Genomic DNA, 17,528 nt, shown 5'->3' on the forward strand with positions numbered 1-17,528 from the left:
CGGGCCGTCATGCGTCCGGACACCCGCACGACTCGGTCGCACTCCCCCACACTCCCCACCCAGGAGACAGCATGCGACGTCCCACACGCGGCAGAAGGTCCGCCACCCTCGCGGCCCTCGTGGCGTTCGCCCTCGCGGCGCCCCTCTCCGCGCTCACCACACCCGCCGGCGCCGACCCGGCGCCGACCGCCGCCCGTATCGCCTCCGGCGCGGAGGAGGTGATCCGGCAGTACGAGATCGCCGGACCGTCCACCGTCGCCGCCCGCACCGCGCTGACCGCCACCGGCGTCTCGATCGACGAGGTCGACGCCCGCTCGGTCGTCGTCAGCGCCAACACCGAACAGCTCGCCCGGCTCAAGGCCCTGGGCTACGCGCCGGTCGCCCTGCCCGGCCCGCCCGACCGCTCCACCGCGGCCGACAAGACGGCCGGCCCGCTCGACTTCCCCTCCGCCGACGCGAAGTACCACAACTACGCGGAGACGAACGCGGAGATCGACCAGCGCCTCGCCGCCTACCCCTCGATCATGAGCAAGCGGGTCATCGGCAAGACGTACCAGGGCCGCGACATCGTCGCCATCAAGGTCAGCGACAACGTCGGCACGGACGAGGCCGAGCCCGAGGTCCTCTTCACCCACCACCAGCACGCCCGCGAGCACCTCACCGTCGAGATGGCGCTCTACCTGCTGCGCGAACTCGGCGCGGGCTACGGCACGGACGCCCGCATCACGAACATGGTGAACGGCCGCGAGATCTGGATCGTCCCCGACCTCAACCCGGACGGCGGCGAGTACGACATCGCGAGCGGCTCCTACCGCAGCTGGCGCAAGAACCGGCAGCCCAACGCCAACTCCTCGTACATCGGCACCGACCTCAACCGGAACTGGGACTACAAGTGGGGCTGCTGCGGCGGCTCCTCCGGCACGAAGAGCTCCGAGACCTACCGGGGCGCGGCCCCCGAGTCGGCTCCCGAGGTGAAGGTCGTCGCCGACTTCGTCCGCTCCCGGGTGGTCGGCGGCAAGCAGCAGATCACGGCGGCCATCGACTTCCACACGTACAGCGAGCTGGTCCTCTGGCCCTTCGGCTGGACCACGGCGAACACCACCACGGGCATGACCCAGGACGACCGCGACGCCTTCGCGACCGTCGGCGGCAAGATGGCCGCGAGCAACGGCTACACGCCCGAGCAGTCCAGCGACCTGTACATCACGGACGGCTCGATCGACGACTACCTGTGGGGTGCGCACAAGATCTTCGCGTACACCTTCGAGATGTACCCGTCCTCGGGCGGCGGCGGCTTCTACCCGCCCGACGAGGTCATCGAACGCGAGACGAGCCGCAACCGCGACGCCGTCCTCCAGCTCCTGGAGAACGCGGACTGCATGTACCGCTCGATCGGCAAGCAGGCGCAGTACTGCGCGGCCTGACGGCCCGTAGGCGAAGGGGTGCCCCGGCCGTGACGGCCGGGGCACCCCGTGCTTCGGCGGCTCAGTCCAGGACGGCGAGGGCGTCGACCTCGATGAGGAGGCCGGGCGGGAGGCCGACGTAGACCGTGGTGCGGGCGGCGGCGGGGGCCTCGAGGTCCTGCTCCTCGAAGTACTGGTTGTAGATCTCGTTCATCTCGGCGAAGTGGTCCACGTCGGTGAGGTAGACGCGCATCATCATCACGTCGTCCCAGCTCGCGCCGCCCTCCTCCAGGATCGCCCTGACGTTGGCGAAGGTCTGCAGGGTCTGCTCGCGCAGCGTCGGGCCGGCGACCGTCGGCGCCTGGCCCTCGACGGCGGGCAGGAAGCCGACCTGGCCGGCGACCTGGAGGATGTTGCCCTTCCGCACGCCGTGCGAGAACTTCGCGGGCGGGGCGGTGTGGGTGGCGGGGGTGATCGCGGTCTTCTCGCTCATGCGGTGTCCTTCGTAGCGGGCTTGCCGGAGTACTCGCGGCTGATGGCGTCCGCGGTGCCGCGCACCTCCGGGAGGAGGGTGAGGAGTTCCTCGGCGGTGACGACCACGTTGGGCGCCGAGACCGACAGGGCGGCGACGACCCGCCCGTCCGCGCCCCGGACGGGCGCGCCGACGCAGTTGATGGACTCCTCGTGGCCACCGAGATCGGTGGCCCAACCCTGTTCTCGTACGGTCGCCAGCTCCTTGAGGAAGGCGGCGGCGTTCGGCGTCGAACGGGGCGTGTACGGGGGGTAGTCGAGCTTCGCGGCGACGGCGCGCCGCTCCGGCTCGGGCAGGTCGGCGAGGAGCAGCTTGGCGACGGCGGCGACGGTGATCGCGACGGGCTTGCCGATGCGCGAGTACATGCGGACCGGGTAGCGGCTCTCGACCTTGTCGATGTAGACGACCTCGCCCTCCTCGTACACGGCGAGGTGGACCGTGTGGCCTGTCCGCTCGTTGAGGGCGAGGAGGTAGGGGTGGGCGATCTCGCGGACGTCGAGGTTCTCGACGGACTCCTGGGCGAGCGCGAAGAGACGGGCGCCGAGGCGGTAGCGCTGGTCCTGCTGCCGGTGGACGAGACCGTGCTCGTGGAGGGTGCGCAGCAGCCGCAGGGCCGTGGACTTGTGGACGCCGAGCCGCTCGGCGACCTGCCCGAGATCGGCGGGACCCTGGGCGAGCAGCGGCAGGATGCTGAGCGCCCGGTCGACGGTCTGGCTCATGGCGTACGTACCTCCTGGTCGTCCCCCGTCCAGCCGGGGCCGAGGTGAAGTGTGCCCCAGGCCGCGTCGTCGAGCGCGGCCAGCCGGTCGGCGCGGGCCCGGCGGGCGGGCCGCGCCAGATCACCCGGCACGGTGAGGGCCGCGGCGGCCGCGAGGTGCCCGTGCCGGAGCCGGGTCCTCATGTCGAGCCCGCGGAGGGTCCCGGAGAGGAAACCGGCGGCGAAGGCGTCGCCGGCGCCGACGGGGGAGACGACGGTGACGCGGGGGGCGGGGACGGGGGTGGCGGTGTCGCGTCCGCGGGGTGGGCGGCCGACGGGTGCGGGTGCGTCGAGTGGAGCTGTGTCGAGTGCGGCTGCGGGGCCGCTGCGCGGGGCCTTCTCCCCCACCCGGCCCCTTCCCGAAACCGGGGGCAAGCCCCCAGACCCCCGTACGGCCTGCGGCCGTGTCCTCGAACGCCGGACGGGCTGGTATTCAGCCCCGCCGGCGTTTGAGGCGCCGGGTCCGGGACGGAGTCCCGGTTCGGGAAGGGGTCGGGTGGGGAAAGAAGCCGCGCAGCGCTCGAACGCCATCGCCCCCTCCCCACCCAGCTTCACGACCACCACCCCCGGCTCCGCCAGCACCGCACGGATCGCGGCCGGGTCCCCGCAGTCCCACAGCGCCGCCGCCTCGTCCGCCCCCACGAAGACGACATCCGCCCGACGGGCCAGTTCGAGGAGCACCTCGGAGGCCCGGCCGTCCCGCCACAAACCCGGCCGATGGTTCACGTCGAACGAGACGAGCGGTCGCCCGGGCCGCGGCGCGGTGAGCTCCCGCATCAGAGCCAGGCAGTCCGCGGACAGCGCCGCGGTGATGCCGGTCAGATGGAGGATCCGGGCATCGGCGACGGCCTCGTACGGAACGGTGGCCGGCGACATGGCCGAAGCCGCGGAACCGGCCCGGTAATAGACGACCTCGTGGGCGTCGGTCGCCCGGTCCTCGTCGGTGCGGAAGTAGACGCCGGTCGGCCGGTGCGGGTCGCGGCCGACGGCGCTGACGTCGACCCCGTACCCCGCGATCGTGTCGACGAGGTGGTCGCCGAAGCCGTCGCGGCCGACGCGGCCGACCCAGCGGACGCGGTGTCCGGCGGCGGCGAGGGCGCAGGCGACGTTGGACTCGGCGCCGCCGATCGCGCGGGTGAAGGAGGGGACGTCGGCGAGGCGGCCGGGCCGGGAGGGCAGGAAGGTGACCATGGACTCGCCGAGGCAGACGACGTCCGGGCGGACGCTGTCCGGGCGGCCGACCTCCGAGCGGACGACCTCCGGACGGACGGCGTCCCGGCGGCCGGCCTCCGGGCGGGCGGCGACGTCCCGGCGGGCGGCCTCCTGGCGGGCGCTCTCCGGGCGGACGTTCTCCAGGGCCGCGTCCACCGGCGGGGGTCCGCTCATGGTCGCCTCCCTGTGACTCGACTCGTACGGGTCCATTGACCCGGCCTCGGCCCGGATGTTAGACAGCCGTGAGCACCATGCGCAATGAGCGTTGCACATTCCGCAACGCCCACAACGAGGAGGCCTCATGCCCGACCTGGCGAGCGAGCGCGTCGACCACCGCTTCAAGGCCCTGCCCCCGGACGCCGAGGGCCTGACCGTCGGCGAGCTCTCCGCCCAGCGGCGCAACCTCTTCACCGGCGGCTTCACCACCCCCGTCCTCGCCCTCTCCGCCGAGTCCGTCGAGCACAACCTGCGCCTCCTGGAGACCTACGCCGAGCGCCACGGCCTCGCCTTCGCCCCGCACGGCAAGACCTCCATGGCCCCGCAGCTCTTCGACCGGCAGTTGGAGCACGGCGCCTGGGGCATCACCGCCGCCGTCCCCCACCAGGCCCGCGTCTACCGCGCGCACGGCATCTCCCGGATCTTCCTGGCCAACGAGCTCGTGGACGCCGTCGCCCTGCGCTGGCTCGCCGCCGAGCTCGACGCCGACCCGGACTTCCGCTTCGTCTGCTACGTCGACTCCGTGCGCGGCGTCGAGCTGATGGACGAGGCCCTGCGCGCGGCCGGCGCGGCCCGCCCCGTGGACGTGGTCGTCGAGCTGGCCGCCGGTTCGACCGGGCGTACGGGCGTACGGACGGAGACGGAGTGCGCGGCCGTCGCCGACGCGGTCGCGGCCGCCCCCACCCTGCGGCTCGTCGGCGTCGCCGGCTACGAGGGCACGATGCCCGGCGCCGACGCCGACTCGGTGCGCGAGTGGCTGCGCCGACTCGTCGGGCTCGCGGCCGACTTCGACAAGGCCGGCCGCTTCGACCCCGCCATCGGCGAGATCGTGGTGACCGCGGGCGGCAGCGAGTGGTTCGACACGGTCGCCGAGGTCTTCGCGGAGATCCCCGACCTCTCCCTCCCCGTCCTGAAGCTGCTGCGCTCCGGCGCGTACGTCTCGCACGACGACGGCCAGTACCGCGACCGCACCCCCTTCAACCGGATCCCCGAGGAGGGCGCGCTGCAGCCCGCGTTCCGGCTCTGGTCGCAGGTCGTCTCCCGCCCCACCTCCGAGCAGGCCTTCACCAACGCGGGCAAGCGGGACGCCGCCCATGACCTGCACCTCCCCGAGGCGCAGGTGGTCCGCGACGCCCGCACGGGTGAGATCCGCCCCGCGGAGGGCATCACCGTGACGGGCCTGTCCGACCAGCACGCCTGGCTCCGCACCGAACCGGGCGCGGACCTGGAGGTCGGCGACTGGGTGGGGATGGGCCTGTCGCACCCCTGCACGATCTTCGACAAGTGGCAGCTGATCCCGCTCGTCGAGGCGGACGGCACGGTGGTCGACCACATCCGCACGTTCTTCTAGGAGCGAGGGAGCGCCAGGGTGATGGATCTCGTCTTCCGCGACGCGGAGGTCGTCGACGGCAGCGGCGGCGACTCCTACCGGGCCGACGTCGGCATCGAGGACGGCCGGATCGTCTCGATCGTCAAGGAGGCCGCGGCGGCCGGCTGCCAGCGCCCGACCGCCCGCCGCGTCCTGGACGCCGAGGGCCTCGCCCTGGCGCCCGGCTTCATCGACATGCACGCCCACAGCGACCTCGCGCTGCTCCGCGACCCGGACCACAGCGCGAAGGCCGCGCAGGGCGTGACCCTCGAAGTCCTGGGCCAGGACGGCCTTTCGTACGCCCCCGTCGACGACCGCACGCTCGCGGAGGTCCGCCGGGCGATCACCGGCTGGAACGGCGACGGCTCCGATCTCGAACTCGACTGGCGCACGGTCGGCGAGTACCTGGACCGGCTCGACCGCGGGATCGCCGTGAACGCCGCGTACCTCGTCCCCCAGGGCACGGTCCGGATGTACGCGATGGGCTGGGAGGACCGTCCGGCGACCGAGCGCGAGCTGAACCGGATGCGGCGACTGGTGGCCGAGGGCCTCGCACAGGGCGCGGTCGGCATGTCCTCCGGTCTCACCTACACCCCCGGGATGTACGCGTCGGACTCCGAGCTCACCGAGCTGTGCCGGGTCGTGGCGGAGTACGGCGGCTATTACTGCCCGCACCACCGCTCGTACGGCGCGGGGGCGCTCCGCGCGTACGAGGAGATGGTGACGCTCACCCGCGAGGCCGGCTGCGCCCTCCACCTGGCCCACGCCACCATGAACTTCGACGTGAACGAGGGCCGCGCCCCGGAGCTCCTGGCCCTCCTCGACGAGGCCCTCGACGCGGGCGCCGACATCAGCCTCGACACGTACCCGTACACCCCCGGCAGCACGACCCTGGTCGCGCTGCTCCCCAGCTGGGCGGGCGAGGGCGGCCCCGACGCGACCCTGGAACGCCTCCGCGACGCCGCCACGGCGGAACGGATCCGGCACCACCTGGAGGAGCTCGGCTCGGACGGCTGCCACGGGGTGCCGGTCGACTGGCACACGATCGAGATCGCGGGCGTCTCGGACCCGACGGCGGCGGGCCGGGTGGGCAGCCGGGTCGACGACTGGCGGACCGCCCGCCGGCTCCTCGTCGACGACCGCCTGGGCACGACGATCCTCCAGCACGTGGGCCACGAGGAGAACGTCCGGACGATCATGCGCCACCGGGTGCACACGGGCGGTTCGGACGGCATCCTCCACGGCCTCAAGCCGCATCCGCGCGCGTACGGCACGTTCCCCGAGTACCTGGGGCGGTACGTGCGCGAGCTCGGCGTCCTCTCGCTGGAGGAGTGCGTCGCCCATCTCACCTCCCGCCCGGCCACCCGCCTCCGCCTCCCGGACCGGGGCCTGGTGAAGGAGGGCTACGTGGCGGACCTGGTCCTCTTCGACCCGACGACGATCGCGTCGGGCGCGACGTACGAAAACCCCAGGACCCTCCCGGTGGGCATCCCGCACGTCCTGATCGACGGCAAGTTCGTCATGGAGGACGGCAAGAGAACGGACGTCCTGGCGGGAAGGTCGATCCGCCGCACTCCCTGAGACGGGGCGATCGCCCTGCCCCCCGTTGTGGGCGATCGCCCCGCCCCCGTTGTGGGCGATCGTTCCGCTGGGGCGAGGGGCCCCTGCTCGAGCGAAGCCGAGAGCTTGGGGGAGTGCGGGCACAACGGAACGGCGCCCCCTGCGGCGCCCGAGCCCCTACCGCCCGGCAACCACCGGCGCGGCCCCCTCCAAGGCACCGCCCACCCACGGCGACCGCCGCACCCACAACAGCCCCAGCACGAGAACCACGCCGGCGAGCACGAACCCGTATCCCGGCGTGTGCCCCGACGGCTGGGTCTCGTACACCAGCGCCGCGGACAGCACGGCCAACACCTGCCCCACCCGCCCCCGCCAAGCAACCGCCGCGACGACGACCGTCCCCCACAGCAGGTACCAGGGCTGAACCATCGGCGAGAGCGCGACCAGCGCGACCAGCGAAAGCCCGAGCCCGAGCACCGGATCGAGCCGCCCCCGGTACGCCCGCCACGCGAGCACCGCGATGACCGCGAGGGCAAGGGCGAGGCCCAGCTTCTGCACGACGGCCTTGACCGGGTCGGGGTCGCCGAGGAGCGCCCCGAGCCCCAGTCCCAGGTCACTCGTCACGGACAGCGGCGTATGGATGGCCGCGGCCACGCTCTGCGTCCGCACCCACCCGAATCCGGTCCCCGCGAGGACAGACGCCCCCGCCGCCACCGCCCCCGCGACGGCCCCGGGCAGGACGAGGCCCTTCACGAGCCCCCGTACACCGCCCCCGCGCGCCGTCATCACCCCGATGAAGAGCAGGGCCACGGCCGCCGGGGACTTCACCATCATCGCGAAGCCGACGAGGACGGAGCCGAGCACCCACCGCCCGCGCGTGGCGAGCAGGACGCCGCCGAGCATGAGGCCGATCATCAGCCCGTCGTTGTGCATGCCGCCGACGACGTGGATCAGGAACAACGGATTGAGCACGGCAAGCCAGAGGCCACCCCCGCCGCCCCCGAGCCCCCGCACCGCCCAGACGATCAGGGCGAGCGCGCCGAGGGCGATCAGTCGCATCCCGAGGACGGCGGGCACGACCGCCCCGCCGGTCGCCTTCACGACGGCCGCGGCGAGGAGCAGGAAGACGGGACCGTACGGCGCGGGGGTGTCGGTCCAGTTCCCGCCGACGCTGGCGGCCGCGTCGGCCCCGAGGTCGCCGGGGCCGAGGACGGAGGGCCCGGCCCCGTACACGTCGTGGCCCGACAGGACCATCGCACCCTGGGCGATGTAGCTGTAGACGTCGGCGCTGTGCAGCGGCGGGGCGAGGAGCAGCGGCGCGGTCCAGCAGGCGAGGGTGGCGAGGACCCCGTCCCGCAGGCCTCGGGCGAGGAGGACGCCGTAGCGCCACCAGGCGGCGACGAGCAGGGTCAGGCCGAGGTACGCGAGGACGGCTCCGGCGACGGTGAGCGCGGAGCCGCGCGGCTGCCACAGCGGCCCGCCGCCGAGGACCGGAAGGGTGCCGGCCGCGTAGCCGCCGACGGCGACGGCGAGCGATCCGCCCGCACCCAGCCACCGGCATCCGGAGGCACTGAAGACCCACATGACGTGCCAACCTATCCCGACCGCCCCGAAGCCCCGAGCCGAGGCCACGGCCCCACCGCACGACACAGCCACCGCCCGGGCCCCACCGCCCGGCACACCCACCGCCCGGACCGCCCAAGACCACAAGCCGAGGCAAGCCCCCATCGCCCGGGCCACCCAAGACCACAAGCCGAGCCAAGCCCTCACCGCCCGGGCTTCCCCCGCCCTGGCCGCCCCTACTTCGGGCGCTTGGTGCCGCCCCGTCCCTTCCCGGGCTTCCCCGGCCCCCAGCCGGCCGAGGCGGTGGCGGACGGTTCGGCCGTCGGCGAGGCGTCCGGGGTGGTGGTCGCGGTCCCGGACGGAGCAGCGGTGGCCGTCGACTTCGCGGAGGGAGCGGGCGCGCTCGTAGGGCCGCCGGGCACGGACGTGGCACCGCCGCCGGAGGAGGAGCCGGAGGAGGAGCCGGAGGCCGCACCCCCCGCCGCCCCCGAAGTGTTCGACGTCCCGTCGGTCGGGTCGGCCTGGATCATCGAGGGCGGCCCCTCCGCCCCGCCGTCGACGGGGGACCGTGTGCCGCCGCTCTTGCCGAGGCCGCCGGCGAGCAGCGCGGCGGCGAGGCCGAGGGCGGTGGCGCCACCCCCGGCGAGCAGCCACACCGCTCCGCGGCCCCGGCGTGCGGAGGCGTGGCGGCGGCGGGCGCGCCGGGGTCCGGCGGCTCCGGGGTCGTGGTGGTCCATGGCCCGGATTGTAGGGAGCACGACACCGCCGATGCGATCCGGGTCACAGTCCGCCGGACCTGGTCCGGTTGTCCGACGTGTCCCAAAACACTCGGCGTCCCGGCCGCGCCCGCCGTAAGCTCTCGTCATGCAGGTGATCCAGTCCACGAAGCTCGCCAACGTCTGTTACGAAATCCGGGGTCCGGTGCTCGAAGAGGCGATGCGGCTTGAGGCTGCGGGTCATCGCATCCTCAAGCTGAACACGGGCAATCCGGCCGCCTTCGGCTTCGAGTGTCCGCCCGCGATCCTCGAGGACGTGCTCCGCAACCTCTCCGAGGCGCACGGCTACGGCGACGCGAAGGGGCTGCTCTCGGCCCGCCGGGCGGTGATGAGCCACTACGAGACCAAGGGCATCCCGCTCTCCGTCGAGGACATCTACCTCGGGAACGGCGTCTCGGAGCTGATCCAGATGTCGATGCAGGCGCTGCTCGACGACGGTGACGAGGTCCTCGTCCCGGCCCCGGACTATCCGCTGTGGACCGCCTCGGTCTCGCTCGCGGGCGGTACGGCGGTGCACTACCGCTGCGACGAGCAGTCCGACTGGATGCCGGACCTGGCGGACATCGAGCGGAAGATCACCGACCGCACCAAGGCGATCGTGATCATCAATCCGAACAACCCGACGGGCGCCGTCTACGACGACGAGATGCTCCGCTCGCTGACGGAGATCGCCCGCCGGCACAACCTGGTCGTCTGCTCGGACGAGATCTACGACAAGATCCTCTACGACGGCACCACGCACACCCCGACCGCCGCGATCGCCCCCGATCTCCTCGTCCTCACCTTCAACGGGATGAGCAAGAACTACCGGGTGGCCGGTTTCCGCTCCGGCTGGCTCGCGGTCTGCGGTCCGAAGCACCACGCGTCCTCGTACATCGAGGGCCTCACGATCCTCGCGAACATGCGCCTCTGCGCGAACATGCCGGCGCAGCACGCGGTGGCCGCCGCGCTCCAGGGCCGTCAGTCGATCGAGGACCTGGTGCTGCCGGGCGGGCGGCTCCTGGAGCAGCGGGACACGGCGTACGAGCTGCTGACGCAGATCCCGGGCGTGACGTGCGTGAAGCCGAAGGGCGCGCTGTACCTCTTCCCGCGTCTCGACCCGAACGTCTACAAGATCAAGGACGACCGGCAGATGGTCCTGGACCTGCTGCGGGCCGAGAAGATCATGGTCGTGCACGGGACGGGCTTCAACTGGCACGAGCCCGATCACTTCCGGATCGTCACGCTGCCGGCGGCCGCGGACCTGGCGGACGCGGTGACCCGGATCGGCCGGTTCCTGGACGGGTACAGCCAGCCCTGATCCCCGGCCGGGGCCGGAGCACCGCCGACCCCGTCCCGAACTCCGGACAACTCTCAACTTTAGATTGAATCTAAGCTAGGATGGCCTTCAGAGCATCTCAGGAGGCCATCCCCATGTACGAACCGATCCGCACCAAGTCGGTCCACCGGATGGCCGACGACGCCCAGGACGCGTACCCGCACCGCTCCCGCGAGGAGGAGCTGGACATCCAGCTCGCTGGACACCTCGCCGCCCTGCTCGCCGTCACCGACGAGCTGGGCGACACGGAGGCCGGCGAGCTGATCGCCCGGCAGGTGGCGCGGCTGCGCGGCGCACCGCCCGCGCGGCACGCCGGACTGAGCGGTTCGCCCGCACAGGACCTGCACCGCAGGGCACACGCCCTCGCGGGCCGCGCACTGGTCGTCGCCGCCTCCCGGGCCGACACGGCCGCCGCGATCCTCGCCGCCGAGCGCATGGACGCGCACACCGCGGCGCTGGCCGGGGACACCCTGGTCGCCGCCCCCTGACGGCCCCGGTCCGCGTGGCACGAACCACGCGGACCGGGCGCCACTCACCGGCGCACCCACCCCCGCACCCGCACCGACGGACGTCTCACCGGGTGGCGTTCGCCACCGGTTCGGTCGACTCGAACTCGGCGTCGAAGACGACACACCGCGGTACGCCCCCTCCGTACGCCTTCGCGCCCGCGACCGTCGTCCGGCCGGTCGCCCCGACCGCGAGGTCCCTGACGGTCCCGGTCCCCCGGTCGACGGCCTCCTCCCGCTCGTCCTGGAACTCCACCGTCACCGTGTAGGCACCCTTGCGGACCGCCTGGCTGGTGATCGAAAGCTCCGCCACCGGCCGCCCGGTGGCCGGGTCGAGGGCGCACCGCGCCACCGTCACGTCGTCGGACGGGAACCGCATGCCCTCGTGGACCTCCCCCGAGACGTAGACGTACGCGGCGATTCCGCCGACCGGCACCAGCACGACCAGCGCGCCCATCGTCACCAACAGCACGACCGCCCACCGCGGCATCCCGTCACCCCCTCCGAACAGGGGGCCCACGGTACCCCCCGCTCCGGTTCGGTACCGGGATCGCTCCTTCACTCCCCGTACACCCAACTCCCCCTGGAATGTGGGTTTCCGCGAGCACGCTGCCCGCGTGAGACGCATCCTGGGAATCGTCCTGGCCGTCCTGCTCCTCGGCGGCGTGGCCGCCGTCCTCGTGACGGGCGGCGACAAGGACACAGGCACGGCAACGAAGACCGTGCGAGGAGTCATCGGATCGGAGAAGGCCGAGTTCTTCGCCGATCCGCAGGTGGTGAAGGCCCTGGCCGCCAAGGGCTTCACCGTGGGGACCGAGACCTCCGGGTCCTGGGACATGGAGGAACTGCCGCTCGACGGATACGACTTCGCCTTCCCGTCCTCCAAGGGGCCGGCCGACGAACTGCGCGCGAAGGCGCAGAAGCAGGCGAAGGACAAGGCGGCGAGCGCCCCGCTGCGGCCCTTCTACTCGCCCCTCGTCGTCGTCGCGCACAGCGCGGCCGCCCGGGTCCTCGCCGACAACGGCCTGGCGACCCTCGGCCCGCGCGGCACGAGCGGCACCCTGAAGATGGACGCCTACCTCGCGGCGGCCCGCGCCGACCGGACCTGGCAGCAGCTCAAGGGCTCCGCCGGGCACGCCGAACTGAGCGGCACCCTCTTCATCACCTCCACCGATCCGGTCGCCTCCAACTCCGGCGCCCTCTACCTCGCCGCCGCGAGTTACGTCGCCGACGGCGGGCGGGTCGCGGGCGACAAGGCGGCCGTCACCCGCACGGCCCCGCTCATGCGCAAGCTGGTCCAGGTGCAGGGCGCCCAGCAGTCCGGCTCGGACGCGCCCTTCCGGGACTTCATCAGCGGCGTGGGCAACCCGCTCGTCCTCGTGTACGAGTCGCAGGTCGCCTCCCAGCTGCTCGCCGGGCGGCCCATGGGCGACCTCGTCGTCCTCTACCCGGACACCACGGTCAACAGCGACCACACCCTCGTACCGCTCACCGAGAACGGCCGGAAGCTCGGCGAACTGCTCTCTAACGACCCCGAGTTGCGCAAGCTCGCGGTCCGCCACGGCTTCCGTCCGCAGGGTGCGGCGAGCGAGTTCACCGCCGCGACCGACGGCCACACCGAGTACCTCAACCAGACGCTGACCGGCGTCCGCCAGGCGCCCGTGCCCACCAGCGAGGTGCTGCACGAGATGGCGCTGCGGGCCCGCGACCAGGGGGACACCGCATGACCACGCCCGACGATCCGAGAAGAACGATGGCCCTGACACCGCCCGAGCACGACACCCCGCTCGTCCTCACCCCGCCCGAGCCCGTGCCCGCCGTCCGCGCCGAGCAGGCCTCCGGCCTGGTGCCGCTCGACGAGTCGGTCCGTACGGAGATGGCCCGCCGGGCCGAGGAGTACGTCGGCTCGCTGTCCGGTCTCGACCCGCGCTCCCCCGAGTTCGCCGGCCGGATCGGCGAGATCGCGGCGCTCGGCGCGGGCGAGATGCGCTCCGCCGCGCAGCAGTCGAACCGGATGCTGGACCGCACGATCCGCTCCCTCGGCGAGGGCGCGGGCGGCGGCGACGCGCAGACCCGGGTGGGCTCCTCCCTCGTCGAACTGCGGCGCACGGTCGAGGACCTGGACCCCCGCGACACCCCCGGCAAGGGCCTCAAGGGGCTGCTCTCCAAGCTACCGGGCGGCAACAAGCTGCGCGACCACGTCGCCAAGTACGCCTCCTCGCAGGCCACGCTGAACCGGATCGTCGGTTCGCTGCGCGGCGGACAGGACGAACTGCGCCGCGACAACGCCGCGTTGCAGACCGAGCGGGCCCGGCTGTGGGAGAGCATGGGCAAGCTCCAGGAGTACGCGGTGCTCACCGACGCGCTCGACGCGGCCGTGGAGGAGCGCATCGCGCTCACCGCGGACCCGGCCCAGGCGGACGCGCTGCGCGCCGACGTCCTCTTCCCGGTCCGGCAGAAGCACCAGGACCTGCTGACCCAACTCGCCGTCTGCGCCCAGGGGTACCTGGCGATGGACGTGGTCCGCCGGAACAACGACGAGCTGATCAAGGGCGTGGACCGGGCGGCGACGACGACCCTGTCGGCGCTGCGGATCGCGGTCATGCTCGCCTCCGCCCTCGAGAACCAGCGGAAGGTCACCGAGCAGGTGAACGTGCTGCGCTCGACGACCGAGGACCTGATCCGGGGCAACGCCGAGATGCTGGCGAGCCAGGCCGGTGAGATCCAGCGGATCGCGGCGGACCCGGCGGTGGGCGCCGAGACGCTCCGTACGGCCTTCCAGCAGATCTACCGGACGCTCGACGCCATCGACACGTACAAGGTGCAGGCGACGGAGTCGATGGCGGCGACGGTCGAGTCGCTGACGGCCGAACTCCAGGAGGCGAGCGCCCACCTGGACCGCAGCCGCCGCACCGGAGCCCTCGAAGGCGGTCTCGGATGAACCACGGCGCCACCCTCCGCCCCGCCGCTCCCGGGACCGCCCGCCGCGTCACCGCACGGCTGCGCCGCACGGCCGCCGGCACGGTCGCCCGCCTCGCGGGCGACCGGACCGACCGGAGCGGCTCCCGCGACACGACCGCCTCGCTCACGGCCCGCGACACCACCGCCGCACCCGCGCCCCGCGCCACGACCGCCGCACGCGCCGCGGCCGCCGTCCTCGCCCTCGCGCTCCTCGCCACCGCCTGCTCCGGCGGTGACGGCGGTGACGGCGGCGACCGCACCGACCAGCACGGCATGGAGTACAAGGCCGGCACCCTCCGGGTCCTCGCCTCCTCCGAACTGGCCGACATGGGGCCGATCCTCGACGAGGCCGCCAAGGCGACCGGGGTCACCGTCCGCCCCACCTACGCCGGCACCCTGGACGCCGTCGAGCGCATCGCGTCCGGCGAGGCGGACAAGGGCTACGACGCGGTGTGGCTGTCCTCCGACGACTACCTCCGGCTGCGCCCGGACACGGCGAAGAAGATCACCGACGAGACCCCGATCATGACCTCGCCGGTGGCGCTCGGCGTGCGGCCCGCCACCGTAGCCCGGCTCGGCTGGGACCCGGCGAAGGTGACCTGGTCGCAGCTGCACCGGGCCGTCGCCGACGGGAAGCTGACGTACGGCATGACGGACCCGAAGCGCTCCAACTCCGGTTTCTCCGCGCTCGTCTCGGTCGCCTCCGGGCTCTCCGGCGCCCAGTCCGCGCTGACCCAGCAGGACGTCGCCCGGGCCACCCCGCGCCTGAAGGAGTTCTTCACGGGCCAGAAGCTGACCTCGGGCTCCTCCGGCTGGCTCGCCACGGCCTACGCCCGCCGCACCGACGTCGACGCCCTGGTGAACTACGAGTCCGTGCTGCTGTCCGCGCCCGAGAAGCTGACCGTGATCCGGCCGTCCGACGGCGTCGTGACCGCCGACTACCCGTTCACCCTGCTCACCTCCGCCCGTCCCGAGGCGAAGGAGGCGGCGGGCCGGCTCACCACGTACCTGCGCACTCCGGACGCCCAGCGGCGGATCACCGAGACGACCCTGCGCCGCCCGGTGGTCGCCGGGGTCCGCCCGGCCTCGGCGCTCGCCCGGGACCAGCGCCGCGAGCTGCCGTTCCCGGGCAGCCGGGCGGTCGCCGACGGTCTGCTCGACGCGTACGACAACACCCTGCGCCGGCCCTCCCGCACGGTCTACGTGCTCGACACCTCGGGCTCCATGGGCGGGGAGCGGCTCGACCGGCTGAAGTCCGCGCTCGCCGAGCTGACCGGCGACTTCCGGGACCGGGAGGAGGTGACCCTGATGCCCTTCGGTTCCTCGGTGAAGCAGGGCGAGGTCCGTACGCACACGGTCGACCCGGGCTCGCCGAAGGTCGCGCTCGACGCGATCCGCGCCGACTCCCAGCGGCTCTCGGCCTCCGGCGGCACGGCCGTCTACTCCAGCCTCCAGGAGGCGTACCGCTTCCTGGGCAGGGCGCCGTCCGACAGCTTCACCTCGGTCGTCCTGATGACGGACGGGGAGAACACCGACGGCGATCCGGCGTCGTCCTTCGACACCTTCTACCGCTCCCTGCCGGCCGGGCAGCAGCGCACGCCGGTCTTCCCGATCCTCTTCGGGGACTCCGACCGCGGCGAGCTCGACCACATCGCGAGCCTGACCGGCGGGAAGCTCTTCGACGCGACCCGGGGTTCGCTCGACGGCGCCTTCGAGGAGATCCGTGGCTACCAGTGACCGCCTGCTCGGGTACGTCGAGTCCCGCAAGAACCTCACCGGCAGCGTCTGCGGTCTGGCCGGTGTCGGGATCGCCCTCACCGGCGCGGCGGGCGGACTCTGGCCGCTGGTGATCGCGGGGCTGTACGCGGCGGGGGCCCTGATCGCCCCGCCCGAGCGCCCCGACACCCCGCACTTCCCGGACGCGGGCGAGCAACTCGACGCCCTGCGCGACGACTTCGCGACCCTGCGCGCCTATCTGGCCGAGGTGGAGCTGCCGTCGTCCTCCCGTGACCGGCTCACCGAGCTCGACGCCCTGGTCGAGGCCCTGCTCGAACCGGGCTGGGTGAGCGACCCGGAGCACCTCCACGTCCTCGCCCGTGCGGTGCGGCAGGACGTCCCGGAGGCCGTCGACACCTTCGTACGGACGCGGTGGTGGTCGCGGGTCACCCCGGGCACGGAGCCCCCGGAGCGCCATCTCGAACGCCAACTGTCCGCGCTGCGCGAAGAAATGGCCGCGATCGCGGCCGCGCTCCAGGAGGCGGAGGAGCTGCGCCAGCAGACGCACACCCGCTACCTGGAGGAACGCGGCCACTGATCGGTTATGTTCCGCGCATGACACTTTCTGAGCGCATCACGTCCCGCCGCACGGTCCTGACGGCCTTCGCCGCCGCCGCCGCGGCGGGCACCCCCCTCGTCGGCCAACTGGCCGCCGCGGCCCCGGCGTTCGCCGAGGACGTCGAGTACGCCAACAACACCGCCCTGTACAAGGACCCGAACCTGGTCGAGGGCACCGCGTACAGCCGTCGCTACCGCCGCCACGAGAAGTTCGACCTGAAGCAGAGCGAGAAGTACGACTTCCCGCGCACCGCGATCCTCGCCCTGCACGGCGGCGGCATCGAGATCGGCACCAGCGAGCTCGCCCTGGGCATCGCCGGCTACAGCCCGAGCGACGCCGCCGGCGCCCCGGTCCTGCCGACCACGTACGACTACTGGATGTTCGAGGGCCTGCTCTCCACCGGCAACAAGGCGCTGCACGTCACTTCGAAGAACTGTGACGACCACGTCGCCCTGTCCCTGGCCAAGAGCCACCTCAACGTGCTGTCGCTGCACGGCTGTCAGTACGACCAGCTGGGCATGCCCGAGCCCATGATCTGGCCGCCGAGCACCGATCCCCGTCTGGCCGTCGTGGGCGGTCTCAACCCGGCGTTCCGCACGGCCCTGGTGAGCGAGCTCACCAAGGCGGGCTTCCCGGCGATCGACGCCTTCGACCCCAAGTACGGCACGAGGCTCAACGACTTCAACGGCAGCCACGTCACCAACCCGTGCAACCTCACGATGCTCGGCAAGGGCGCCCAGATCGAGATGACCACGGAGCTGCGCCAGAGCCTCTTCGACGACTACTCGTCCCGGTCCGCCCGTGCGGCCACCTGGAACGGCGAGTTCGTGAAGTTCCGTGACGCCTGCCGTCGCGCCATCACGACCGTCGAGGCCTCCCAGCCGATCCTCTAGTCGCGCGCGATACGGGGACATGCGCCGGCCCCCGGAGCCTGAGGGGGCTCCGGGGGCCGGTTGCGTCGTGGTGGGCCGTCGTGACCCCACTGGTCAGGGCGGTGTTTCGGGGCAACCCACCACGAGT

16 protein-coding genes are annotated in these 17,528 nt (G+C 72.8%); 10 read left to right on the plus strand and 6 right to left on the minus strand.

Annotated features, from left to right (window positions below; translation table 11 throughout):
• Window positions 1-71: 71 nt before the first annotated feature.
• Entirely contained in the window at window positions 72-1,424 is a 1,353-nt protein-coding gene (locus tag BLW86_RS13725) for a M14 family metallopeptidase (RefSeq protein ID WP_093874310.1), read from the plus strand.
• Between the two features lie 61 nt (window positions 1,425-1,485).
• Here BLW86_RS13725 and BLW86_RS13730 read toward each other — a convergent pair whose 3' ends face one another.
• From BLW86_RS13730 to BLW86_RS13740, 3 genes are read right to left on the minus strand one after another with little or no spacing between them, the layout of a single operon-like run.
• The gene (locus BLW86_RS13730) at window positions 1,486-1,896 is read right to left on the minus strand and encodes a RidA family protein (RefSeq protein ID WP_093874311.1); all 411 of its coding nucleotides are present in this window, start codon (window positions 1,894-1,896) and stop codon (window positions 1,486-1,488) included.
• Window positions 1,893-2,654 carry an IclR family transcriptional regulator gene (locus BLW86_RS13735; protein WP_093874312.1) on the minus strand — a complete coding sequence of 254 codons (762 nt, stop codon included), beginning with the start codon at window positions 2,652-2,654 and terminating at the stop codon, window positions 1,893-1,895. The genes BLW86_RS13730 and BLW86_RS13735 overlap by 4 nt, the downstream gene beginning before the upstream one ends.
• The gene (locus BLW86_RS13740; RefSeq protein WP_093874313.1) at window positions 2,651-4,078 is read right to left on the minus strand and encodes a PfkB family carbohydrate kinase; all 1,428 of its coding nucleotides are present in this window, start codon (window positions 4,076-4,078) and stop codon (window positions 2,651-2,653) included. The genes BLW86_RS13735 and BLW86_RS13740 overlap by 4 nt, the downstream gene beginning before the upstream one ends.
• A gap of 127 nt (window positions 4,079-4,205) precedes the next feature.
• On the opposite strand from BLW86_RS13740, the gene BLW86_RS13745 reads away from it, so the two are divergent.
• The gene (locus BLW86_RS13745; RefSeq protein WP_093874314.1) at window positions 4,206-5,471 is read left to right on the plus strand and encodes an alanine racemase; all 1,266 of its coding nucleotides are present in this window, start codon (window positions 4,206-4,208) and stop codon (window positions 5,469-5,471) included.
• Window positions 5,472-5,489: 18 nt separating this feature from the next.
• Window positions 5,490-7,070, plus strand: a complete 1,581-nt coding sequence (locus tag BLW86_RS13750) for an N-acyl-D-amino-acid deacylase family protein (protein ID WP_093874315.1) — start codon at window positions 5,490-5,492, stop codon at window positions 7,068-7,070.
• A 156-nt stretch (window positions 7,071-7,226) separates the two neighbouring features.
• Here BLW86_RS13750 and mptB read toward each other — a convergent pair whose 3' ends face one another.
• Both mptB and BLW86_RS13760 read right to left on the minus strand, forming a co-directional pair.
• Window positions 7,227-8,633, minus strand: coding sequence for a polyprenol phosphomannose-dependent alpha 1,6 mannosyltransferase MptB (gene mptB, locus BLW86_RS13755; RefSeq protein ID WP_093874316.1), 1,407 nt, complete (start codon window positions 8,631-8,633; stop codon window positions 7,227-7,229).
• A 215-nt stretch (window positions 8,634-8,848) separates the two neighbouring features.
• Entirely contained in the window at window positions 8,849-9,349 is a 501-nt protein-coding gene (locus BLW86_RS13760; protein ID WP_093874317.1) for a hypothetical protein, read from the minus strand.
• A 127-nt stretch (window positions 9,350-9,476) separates the two neighbouring features.
• Between BLW86_RS13760 and BLW86_RS13765 the strand changes: the two genes are divergently transcribed.
• Window positions 9,477-10,688 (plus strand): pyridoxal phosphate-dependent aminotransferase, encoded by a 1,212-nt coding sequence (locus BLW86_RS13765; protein ID WP_093874318.1) that lies wholly within the window; start codon window positions 9,477-9,479, stop codon window positions 10,686-10,688.
• 113 nt (window positions 10,689-10,801) lie between these two features.
• Window positions 10,802-11,194 (plus strand): SCO4983 family protein, encoded by a 393-nt coding sequence (locus BLW86_RS13770; RefSeq protein WP_093874319.1) that lies wholly within the window; start codon window positions 10,802-10,804, stop codon window positions 11,192-11,194.
• An 85-nt stretch (window positions 11,195-11,279) separates the two neighbouring features.
• On the opposite strand, the gene BLW86_RS13775 is transcribed toward BLW86_RS13770, so the two are convergent.
• Entirely contained in the window at window positions 11,280-11,702 is a 423-nt protein-coding gene (locus BLW86_RS13775) for a hypothetical protein (RefSeq protein WP_143060249.1), read from the minus strand.
• A gap of 100 nt (window positions 11,703-11,802) precedes the next feature.
• On the opposite strand from BLW86_RS13775, the gene BLW86_RS13780 reads away from it, so the two are divergent.
• The 5 genes from BLW86_RS13780 to BLW86_RS13800 are packed head-to-tail and all read left to right on the plus strand — an operon-like array spanning window position 11,803 to window position 17,401.
• Window positions 11,803-12,939 carry a hypothetical protein gene (locus tag BLW86_RS13780; protein WP_177181647.1) on the plus strand — a complete coding sequence of 379 codons (1,137 nt, stop codon included), beginning with the start codon at window positions 11,803-11,805 and terminating at the stop codon, window positions 12,937-12,939.
• Window positions 12,936-14,153: a toxic anion resistance protein gene (locus BLW86_RS13785; RefSeq protein WP_371129483.1), complete on the plus strand. Its 1,218-nt coding sequence runs from the start codon at window positions 12,936-12,938 to the stop codon at window positions 14,151-14,153. The genes BLW86_RS13780 and BLW86_RS13785 overlap by 4 nt, the downstream gene beginning before the upstream one ends.
• Window positions 14,150-15,910 carry a substrate-binding and vWA domain-containing protein gene (locus tag BLW86_RS13790; protein WP_256341304.1) on the plus strand — a complete coding sequence of 587 codons (1,761 nt, stop codon included), beginning with the start codon at window positions 14,150-14,152 and terminating at the stop codon, window positions 15,908-15,910. Before BLW86_RS13785 ends, BLW86_RS13790 begins: the two co-directional genes overlap by 4 nt.
• Window positions 15,897-16,487 carry a hypothetical protein gene (locus tag BLW86_RS13795; protein ID WP_093874322.1) on the plus strand — a complete coding sequence of 197 codons (591 nt, stop codon included), beginning with the start codon at window positions 15,897-15,899 and terminating at the stop codon, window positions 16,485-16,487. The genes BLW86_RS13790 and BLW86_RS13795 overlap by 14 nt, the downstream gene beginning before the upstream one ends.
• Before the next feature lie 17 nt (window positions 16,488-16,504).
• Window positions 16,505-17,401 (plus strand): poly-gamma-glutamate hydrolase family protein, encoded by an 897-nt coding sequence (locus BLW86_RS13800; RefSeq protein ID WP_093874323.1) that lies wholly within the window; start codon window positions 16,505-16,507, stop codon window positions 17,399-17,401.
• Window positions 17,402-17,528: the final 127 nt, after the last annotated feature.

This window comes from Streptomyces sp. TLI_105 (assembly GCF_900105415.1).
GTDB lineage: Bacteria > Actinomycetota > Actinomycetes > Streptomycetales > Streptomycetaceae > Streptomyces.